Source organism: Faecalibacillus sp. (assembly GCF_047023275.1).
Classification (GTDB): domain Bacteria; phylum Bacillota_I; class Bacilli_A; order Erysipelotrichales; family Coprobacillaceae; genus Faecalibacillus.
On sequence record NZ_JBKYAR010000026.1, the window covers coordinates 12,250 to 22,009 of the forward strand.

Sequence of the window (9,760 nt, forward strand, 5' to 3'; positions counted from 1 at the left end):
AATGGAGGTTCCTACCGGACTCGAACCGATGATGACAGAGTTGCAGTCTGTTGCCTTACCAACTTGGCCAAGGAACCATCCCTTGCTTTTTTTAAACTTAAAGCTCGTTTATTATACTAAGATAATAGACGAAAGTCAATACAATTACTAAACTTTTATTATTATTTTTTACAATTATCTACAAAATCTTTAAATAGTTTTAAATGATCTCTCTCTTTTTTATAAATCATTTCTGGGTGCCATTGATAACCAATCACATATTTTTTATTTGGCATATACACTGCTTCTACTAAACCATCTTCAGAATAAGCCATGGCTTTTAATAAAGGTGAAAGTTCATCAATTGCTTGATGATGACAACTATTGACCATTAATGTTTCTTGATTTAAGATGCCTTTTAATGGTGTATCTTCAATAATTTTCACTTGATGACTAGGATTATCATAAGGAGCAGGTTGTCGATGAATGCATGTAGGATGGAATTGTTGATCTAAATCTTGATAAAGCGTTCCTCCTAAACAAGCATTCAATAACTGAATACCTCTACAAATACCTAAAACAGGCTTATCAGCTTCTAAAACATATTCTAATAGTTTAGGTTCCATTTCATCTCTTTTTTGATTTAGCTTTCCACAATATTCTGCTTTTTCTTGATGATAAATTGCTGGATTTAAATCTTCCCCTCCTGCAAAAAGATAACCATCAAAATAATGTGCTGTTTCTTTTAAAGATGCTTCATCATGTGCTAAAGATAACATAACAGGAATCCCGCCTGCTTCACTAATACCATCCATATATCCTGGAAGCATCCATAAACTATCTCTTTCTTGATCATATAAAGGAACAATCGCAATTACTGGTTTATTCATAAAAGTACCTCTTTTTCGTCTTTTTTAACATTATAACATAACTTATGTTTTATGCTATAATAAAAAACGAGGTGAAAAAAATGATTGATCAAGAACAAGCTGCTAGAACACTGATTAATTTGATTGATGTTGTTCATCAAGAAAATTGGGTTTTATTAAATAATGAAGATATGGCAAATAAAACAGAAGAGTATTATATTAATTTCTTTAAGGAACGTCATTTAGATGAAGCTATTGATGAAATTAAAGCTGTTACAGAAAAGAATAAAGATTTTTTTCAAAGATTTGTTAATCATGGAGAAGTAAACGCTAAGGAAATGCGTGATTTTATGGAACCTTATCGTTTTATTAAAAGTAAATATATCTTAAAGAAAAGCTCAAAGTCCTAAGACCTTGAGCTTTTTAATTAAAATTTACATTTTTCTAAATGCCAAATATCTTCTACATATTGTTCAATTGTACGATCTGATGAGAAGAATCCACTCTTAGCAATATTAACTAAACAAATTCTAGCCCATTTAGCACGATCTTGGTATAATTCTACAACATGTCTTTGTGCATTAGCATATGATTCAAAATCAGCTAATAAGAAGTATTCATCATTTTTATTCATTAATTCATCATGAATAATTTTAAATTCTTCTGGATTACTTGAGAAAGTACCATTAGTTAATGAATCAATAGCACGACGAATCTTAAGATCATTATTATAATAATCCCATGCACGATATTGATGATTAGATTTTAAGTTTTTAACTTCTTCATCTTTTAAACCAAAGATTTCACAGTTATCTAAACCAACTAATTCAGAAATTTCTACGTTTGCTCCATCTAAAGTACCTAAAGTAATAGCTCCATTCATCATGAATTTCATATTACCAGTACCACTTGCTTCTTTACCAGCAGTAGAGATTTGTTCAGAAACATCTGCAGCAGGCATGATTTTTTCTGCTAAAGTAACACCATAGTTTTCCAAGAAAACAACTTTTAAGTATTTATTTGTTTCAGGATCATTATTAACAACATCTCCAACTGCATTAATTAACTTAATAACTTTTTTCGCAAAGTAATAAGCACTTGCAGCTTTAGCTCCAAAAATGAAAGTATGTGGATAAATACGGAAATCTGGATTAGCTTTCATTTCTTGATATAAATAAATAACATGTAAAATATTTAATAATTGTCTTTTATATGCATGTAATCTCTTAACTTGAACATCAAAGATACTATCTACATCTACTTCAATACCATTATGTTCTTTAATATAATCAGCTAAGATTTGTTTTCTTTCTTTTTTAACTGCTAAGAAACGATTTTGTAAAATTGGATCATCAACATGTTCCATTAAGTTTTCTAATTGAGCTGGTTTTTTGATCCATCCTTTACCAATTGTTTCATTAATTAATTCACTTAATTGTGGATTACAATAAGCTAACCAACGACGATGAGTAACCCCATTTGTCTTATTATTAAATTTATTTGGATAAAGTACATTAAAATCATGTAATTCTCTTTCTTTTAAGATATCTGTATGAAGTCTTGCTACCCCATTGACACTAAAGCTTCCTGCAATTGCAAGTCTTGCCATATAAACAGTACCATCTCTTAAAATCATTGTACGATCTACTAAGTTTTGATCATGATTACTTACTTCTTTAGCAAAACCTACAAAACGACGATGAATTTCTTCAATGATTTGATATACACGTGGTAATAATGTTTGCATTGTACTAATTGGCCAAGTTTCTAAAGCTTCAGCTAAGATTGTATGGTTTGTATAAGCAAATGTTTGTGTACAAATATCCCATGCATCTTGCCATTCATAACCATGATCATCAATTAATAAACGCATAAATTCAGGAATACATAATACTGGATGTGTATCATTTAATTGAATAACATGTTTTTCATGGAGGTTATCTAATGATGGATAATTTCTTAAATGCGCTTTGATGATTGCTTGGATACCTGCAGAACAGAAGAAATATTCTTGTTTTAAACGTAACATTTTTCCTGCTGGTGTAGAATCATCTGGATATAAGTTTTGACAGATACTTCTTACATCTTCGATATATCTTTGGAAATCATGATTACTTGGGAAATCTTCACTTGGTTCAGCTGACCATAAACGTAAAGTATTTGTATTTACTGTATCATTTCCAATAACTGGTACATCATAAGGTACTGCATAAATTGTTTCAGCATCTACATGTTTCCATTTACCTTCATTTTCATCCCAAATGACTTTACCAAAGAATTTAACTGGTACTCTATGTTTTGGTTTACGAACTTCCCACATAAATCCTGTTTTCATCCATTGATCAGGTAATTCTACTTGATAACCATTTTCAATTTTTTGTTTGAATAAACCATATTCATAACGAATTGTATTTCCATGTCCTGGATAATCTAATGATGCAAGTGAATCCATAAAGCATGCAGCTAAACGACCAAGTCCCCCATTACCTAATCCAGCATCACTTTCTAATTCTTCTAAGTCATGAATATTAATCCCATAATCTTCTAAACCTTCTTTAGCGATTTCATAGATTCCTAGGTTCATCATATTATTAACTAATAATCTTCCCATTAAAAATTCCATTGAGAAATAATGCATTTGTTTTTGTTCATTGTTTTGAACAACAGCTTTACTAGCTGCCCAGTTTACTGATGCATAATCTCTTACCATTGTTTCAAGAACCATGAATTTTTCAGTAATATGAGCTTCTTCAACAGTACGCCCATAAGACTCAATAATTCTTCTCGAAAATTCAAATTTAAATTCTTCTTTATTTTTAAACATTTTCCCATCTCCTCAATATTACTTTTACGTGACCATCATACTGTATTTTTATACAATTGTCACTTATAAAAATATTTTTAAGTTGATAAAATCTTATTTTTTTAAATTTACCATTTTATTTTTTCCAAATAAAATAGAGTATCTAAACTACGGATGCTCTATTTTATGAACAACTTATTTTGTTTTCTTAGTTACTCTTTTTGCTTTCTTTGGTGTTTCCTTTGTTGTTTCTTTTTTAGGTTTCACTTCAAAGATGCAAGCACTAAATGGTGCTAATTTTACTTCAATATAATGATCTTTATTTAACAATCTTGTCTTTTCATTTGGTTTTGTTTTCTTAGAGCGAATTGCTCGAGGATTAACAATATTATGACCAGAATAAACATCTTGATCAGTATTTAAAACTTCTTTATAACTTCCTTCAATATTAACTGGTACTTTGTATTTTTCATGCGTATTACCAACAAAATTCATCACGGCAATAATCGCATTTCCTGCTTTATCTTTTCTTTCAATAGCGAAAACACATTGATCATGATCATCAACAACAAGCCATTCAAATCCTTTTAAATCATAATCCATTTCATATAAAGCCGGATATTTCAAATAAATTTCATTGAGTTTTTGAGTGAAATGATGGAACGCATCATGATCAGGATATTTTAAAATATCCCATCCTAAAGATTTAGATTCATCCCATTCTTTATATTCAGCAAGTTCATTCCCCATGAAATTCAATTTCTTACCAGGATGTAACATCATATAAACATATAAAGCTTTTACTTGAGCTAATTTATCTCCATGTAATCCCCACATTTTATTAATAATTGTTGCTTTACCATGGACAACTTCATCATGTGAAAATTCAAGTAAAAATCTTTCAGAATAGAAATAAGCCATTGAAAATGTAATAAAATGACTGTCATATTGACGATAAACTGGATCTTCTTGGAAATATTTCAATGTATCATTCATCCAACCTAAATCCCATTTATAATCAAATCCTAAACCATGTTCACCTACTGGTTTTGTAACACCTGGATAATCTGTTGAATCTTCCGCAATCATCATAACAGTTGGATGATACCCAGACATATGTCCATTTAAACGTTTCATCCATTCCATAGCACCAATATTTTCACCTAAGTTTTTATTACCTTCATAATAAATAAGATTACTTACAGCATCAAACCTAAAACCATCAATATGATAATATGTTGCAAAGAATTCTACAGATGATAACAAGAAACTTCTTACTTCATTTTTACCTAAATCAAAATAAACACTATCCCATGGACTATAACGACGATTATAATCATTATAATCATAAACAAATCCACCATCATACATATGTAATCCATGTGAATCTTTAACGAAATGTGCTGGCACAAAATCCATAATAACCCCAATGCCTTCTTGGTGGCAGGCATCAATAAATTTCATTAATTGTTTAGGTTGACCATATCTCGATGTTGCACTATAAAAACCTGTTGCTTGATAGCCCCAAGAACCATCAAATGGGAATTCAGTAAGTGGCATAACTTCTAAATGTGTATACCCCATTTTTTTCACATAAGGAATAATTTCATCAATAAGTTCTTCATATGAATAATATTCACCATCATCCCCTTCACCTTCACTTTCTCGTTTCATTTTCCATGAACCAAGAGAAGCTTCATATATATTAAGTGGTCTATCGTAATTTTTAGTTCTATTTTTTACCCATTGACTATCATGCCAACGATAACCTTCCATATTATAAACTTTTGAAGCAGTACCCGGTCTTAATTCACTAAAATAAGCATATGGATCTGCTTTATCAATAATATCTCCTTGAGGAGTTTCAAATCTAAATTTGTACATGTCAAATTCTTTGACACCTTCAACAAATACTGTATAAATACCACCATCATTATATCTTTCCATATAACATGGTGTTTCACCCCATTGGTTAAACTCTCCTACAACTTGTGCACTTCTCGCATTAGGTGCATAAGTTGTAAAACGTACACCTTTTTTACCATCTTGCATTTCAAAATGTGCACCAAAAATTTTATAAGCTTGTAAACAATTTCCATCATGGAAAGTGTGAATTAAAAAATTATCAAACATATATTTATCTCCCCTTTATGTCATCTATTATAACATATAAATGACCAACATTCACTAAAAAGTTAGCGCTTTCATTTTTATTTGCTAAACTTTTTATCAAATAAAAAAAGAAGCTAACAGCATTCTACTATTTCTTCTTTTTTTCTACAATTTCTTTAATATAAAAAGCTAACATATAAGGCATTTTTTCTTCAAATGAATCCAATTGACATTCTGTCAGTTCTTTTATCTTATTAAGTCGATAATTGATTGTATTACGATGCATATATAAGCTTTCTGCCATTGCTTTTTGATTACTATCGAATTTTAAGTATTGATAAAGAGTTTCTTCTAATTGAGTATTATGTTTTCGATCATAATCAATTAAAACACCTAACATACTACGATACATTTGTCTTAAAATTCCTTGATCTTCAATAATAAACAACAATTGATAAACTCCCATATCATCAAAATAAATTTGAGGATAATCAAATTGTTTAGCCATTTTACAAGCAGCAATTGCTCTTTTATAACTCAAAATCACACTTCTAAAATCAACCATTTTAGAACCAATTCCTAAATGTAAAGTATAATGCAAACGTTTTTTAGCACGCTTATACATTTCATTAATAACTTCTACAAGTGCACTATCTTCTAAGTTATTAAAAATCATAATATAATAACCATCAAACCAGAAAAAACTATAATTCCCTTCAACCTTTTCAAAACAAAGTTCCAATTGGAACTTAATACTTCTTCTTTCCATCATTCCTAATTCTTCATCAGTTTCTACAGAGATGGCCATGACTTGAAAATCATTTTCCACATCAAAATCCCCTGCTAATTTATTTCTAGATTCTTCTATAATAGCCGGATTAATCAAAGCATCCATCACCGTTTGATTAATATATTTATCATCTCTTTCAGCACGTAAACAATGATATGAAAAATCTTTGATCATATCTGCAATATGCACTTCCCAAGGAACAACTAATAAAGGAAAACTTAGCTCATTACAATAATCAATAATATCTTGATCAATATCAAAAATATACTTTCCAGTATTAATAACAAGTCCCACACTATGATATTTAATCAACTGTTCAATAAATTCTTTGAGCTTTTCTTGACTTTGAAATCCTAGACCAGTAGTTACAACAAGTTCTTTACCCCAAAGCTGTTGTAAAATGGTTTTATCTTCTACCATTTGTACCCATGTCATAGCATTAGAACACCCATCACTTCCTGCAAGTAAAGTCATTTTATAATTCTTTTTAAATTCTCTTAAAGCGTCTTCTATTGTAAATCCCATATCATCACCCTCTTCATTTTACACCATTTGTGCACATTGCACAAATACTTACAATTCTTTTTAGGATACATGTCTCTACTCAATTTGTCATATTACGCTATAATAAACGTGTAATAAAAAATGAAATGAAAATAAAAGAGATATCCCATAATATTTATATCTCTCATATATTTTACGATTTTCAGTAATAGTTTCCCAATATATTAATTTTTTATTACTCGATTCCCTATATATATAAAGAAGATCATCCCCCTAAATGATCTTTTTTATTTGTTTATTATCATATTTCCTAAAAACACATTAGTTAACTTTCTAATGTGTTTTTTTATTTATAAATACTTGAAAACCCTGATAAAATCACCATTTTCAACAAACCTATTTTGACATTAGCGTCATTTATTAAAAAAAGTAAGCGCTTTCTATGGATTTTATAACATTTTTTTTGTATCATTATATGTAGGGAATCCAAAGGAGGAATAATATGGATACATTGAATATCGAAAAATATGGTTTTAATCATACGGGAAACATTTTTAGAAACAATCCGCCTGGTGCGCTTGTAGAAAAAGCTTTACTTCATAAAGAAGGAAGACTTTCACGTGCTGGTGCTTTATGTATAGAAACTGGAGAAAGAACAGGTCGTTCTCCAAATGATAAATATATTGTTGATACACCTGCTGTTCATGATTTGATTGCTTGGGGTAATGTTAATCGTCCTGTTTCAGCAGAAGTTTTTGATCAAGTTTATGATCAAATGATTCAATATTTAAATGATAAAGATTTATATATTTTTGATGGTTTTGCAGGAGCTAACCGTAAATATCAATATGGTTTTAGAGTTATCAATGAAAAAGCAAGTCAAAACTTATTTATTAGAAACTTACTTATTAGACCTAAAAAGGAACAATTAAAAGATTTTAAAGAAGACTTTTTAATTTTAGTTGCTCCTGGATGTAAAGTAGATTATAAAAAATTAGGATTAAATAGTGAAGCTGCTATTATGATCAATTTTGAAAAACAAATTATTTTAATTGCAGGAACAGGTTATTCAGGAGAAATCAAAAAATCAGTTTTCTGTGTTATGAACTATTTACTTCCACAAAAGAAGATTTTTACAATGCATTGTTCAGCCAATATGGGAATTGATGGTGATACTGCTTTATTCTTTGGATTATCAGGAACTGGAAAAACAACACTTTCAGCTGATCCAAACAGAAGATTGATTGGTGATGATGAACATGGTTGGTCTAGAAATACAATTTTCAACTTTGAAGGTGGATGCTACGCTAAATGTATCAACCTTTCAAAAGAACATGAGCCTGAAATTTGGAATGCTATCCGTTTTGGTGCTGTAACAGAAAATGTTAAATTATTTGAAGATACACGTATTATTAATTTTGATGATGGTTCTATTACAGAAAATACACGTGTTGGTTATCCAATTGATTATATTCCAAATACTGTTTCATCAGGAGTTGGACCTATCCCACGTACAATTTTCTTTTTAGCAGCTGATGCTTTTGGGGTTTTACCACCTATTTCTAAACTTGACCGTAATGCTGCTATCTATCACTTTGTTTCAGGTTATACAAGCAAACTTGCTGGAACTGAAAATGGTGTTACTGAACCAGAAGCAACATTTTCAACATGTTTTGGAGAACCATTCTTCCCATTAGATACAGCTTTATATGCTCAACAATTTGGACGTCGTGTAGAAAAATCTGGAGCTAATGTTTTCTTGATCAACACTGGATGGACTGGTGGTTCTTATGGTAAAGGACATCGTATTCCATTAAAATATACACGTGCAATGATCAATGCTGCTTTAAATGGTGATTTAGATTTTGTCGAATATGTCAAAGAACCATTCTTTAATCTAAAAATCCCAAGAAGTTGTCCAGGTGTTCCAGCAGAAATGTTGAATCCTAAAAATACTTGGTCAAATAAACGTGAATATGATAAAACAGCTAAAAAGCTTACAAAAATGTTCCAAGAAAACTTTAAAAAATATGATTTACCTAGTACTGTTGTTAAAGCAGGACCTGGTGTTTATAAATAAAAATATCGGATATCTTATAAGATATCCGTTTTTTTATTGAATCATATCTTTAATTGTTTGTAATTCTTTGTTTTCTATTAAAGCTTTAAATATGTCATTATATTGTGATAATGTTAAATTTTCTAATATTTGAACACTTTCTTGAGGATATTTACTTTTAAAAAGCATTAAAGTATTTTCTTTAGCTTTCAAAAGTTCTCCTTCTTTTAAGCCTTCTTCTTTACCTTCTTGACGTATTCTTACTTTCTCTTGATGATGTTGTATCTTGACAAGCTGTCTTTTACTGGCTGCTAATACAAGTTCTTCATCTTCATTGAACTGATCCATCTTTTCTTTCATCATGATAACCACCTCACTGTTTAATGATATTATATCATCTGTTATCCCATGATATAAAGTATAAATAGCTAGTTCTAACGCATTTAAATTCTTAAGCCCTTTTTCTCTTACAACAGCATCAATAAATGGAAGATAGACATTATGATGAGTCAGCAGATTATACTTTCTGACATGGTTTAGTTGATTACGTGGCATGTAGGTATCAATCAAGAGAAGATTGTCTCTATCGATATCATTGACAAAAAGAATGGTATAGACTTCATGGACATTTTCACTGTATAAGA

At 30.0% G+C, this 9,760-nt stretch carries 7 protein-coding genes and 1 tRNA gene; 2 read left to right on the top strand and 6 right to left on the bottom strand.

Annotation, left to right across the window (positions count from 1 at the left end; genetic code table 11):
- Window positions 1–2: 2 nt before the first annotated feature.
- A tRNA-Cys gene (locus ACLVEP_RS09505) sits at window positions 3–77 on the bottom strand.
- 84 nt (window positions 78–161) lie between these two features.
- Entirely contained in the window at window positions 162–869 is a 708-nt protein-coding gene (locus ACLVEP_RS09510) for a gamma-glutamyl-gamma-aminobutyrate hydrolase family protein (protein ID WP_412584439.1), read from the bottom strand.
- Between the two features lie 80 nt (window positions 870–949).
- On the opposite strand from ACLVEP_RS09510, the gene ACLVEP_RS09515 reads away from it, so the two are divergent.
- A complete protein-coding gene (locus ACLVEP_RS09515; RefSeq protein ID WP_412584441.1) occupies window positions 950–1,258 on the top strand; it encodes a hypothetical protein in 309 nt (102 codons plus the stop codon).
- Window positions 1,259–1,275: 17 nt separating this feature from the next.
- Here ACLVEP_RS09515 and ACLVEP_RS09520 read toward each other — a convergent pair whose 3' ends face one another.
- From ACLVEP_RS09520 to ACLVEP_RS09530, 3 genes are all read right to left on the bottom strand, one after another.
- A complete protein-coding gene (locus ACLVEP_RS09520) occupies window positions 1,276–3,672 on the bottom strand; it encodes a glycogen/starch/alpha-glucan phosphorylase (protein WP_412584442.1) in 2,397 nt (798 codons plus the stop codon).
- Window positions 3,673–3,846: 174 nt separating this feature from the next.
- On the bottom strand, window positions 3,847–5,784 hold the full coding sequence (gene glgB, locus ACLVEP_RS09525; RefSeq protein WP_412584444.1) for a 1,4-alpha-glucan branching protein GlgB: 1,938 nt from the start codon (window positions 5,782–5,784) through the stop codon (window positions 3,847–3,849).
- Window positions 5,785–5,911: 127 nt separating this feature from the next.
- Window positions 5,912–7,078, bottom strand: a complete 1,167-nt coding sequence (locus ACLVEP_RS09530) for a PucR family transcriptional regulator (protein WP_412584445.1) — start codon at window positions 7,076–7,078, stop codon at window positions 5,912–5,914.
- A 481-nt stretch (window positions 7,079–7,559) separates the two neighbouring features.
- Between ACLVEP_RS09530 and pckA the strand changes: the two genes are divergently transcribed.
- A complete protein-coding gene (gene pckA / locus ACLVEP_RS09535; protein WP_412584446.1) occupies window positions 7,560–9,137 on the top strand; it encodes a phosphoenolpyruvate carboxykinase (ATP) in 1,578 nt (525 codons plus the stop codon).
- A 33-nt stretch (window positions 9,138–9,170) separates the two neighbouring features.
- Here the strand turns inward: pckA and ACLVEP_RS09540 are convergent.
- The coding region (locus ACLVEP_RS09540; protein ID WP_412584447.1) for a hypothetical protein at window positions 9,171–9,760 on the bottom strand (590 nt) is incomplete at its 5' end.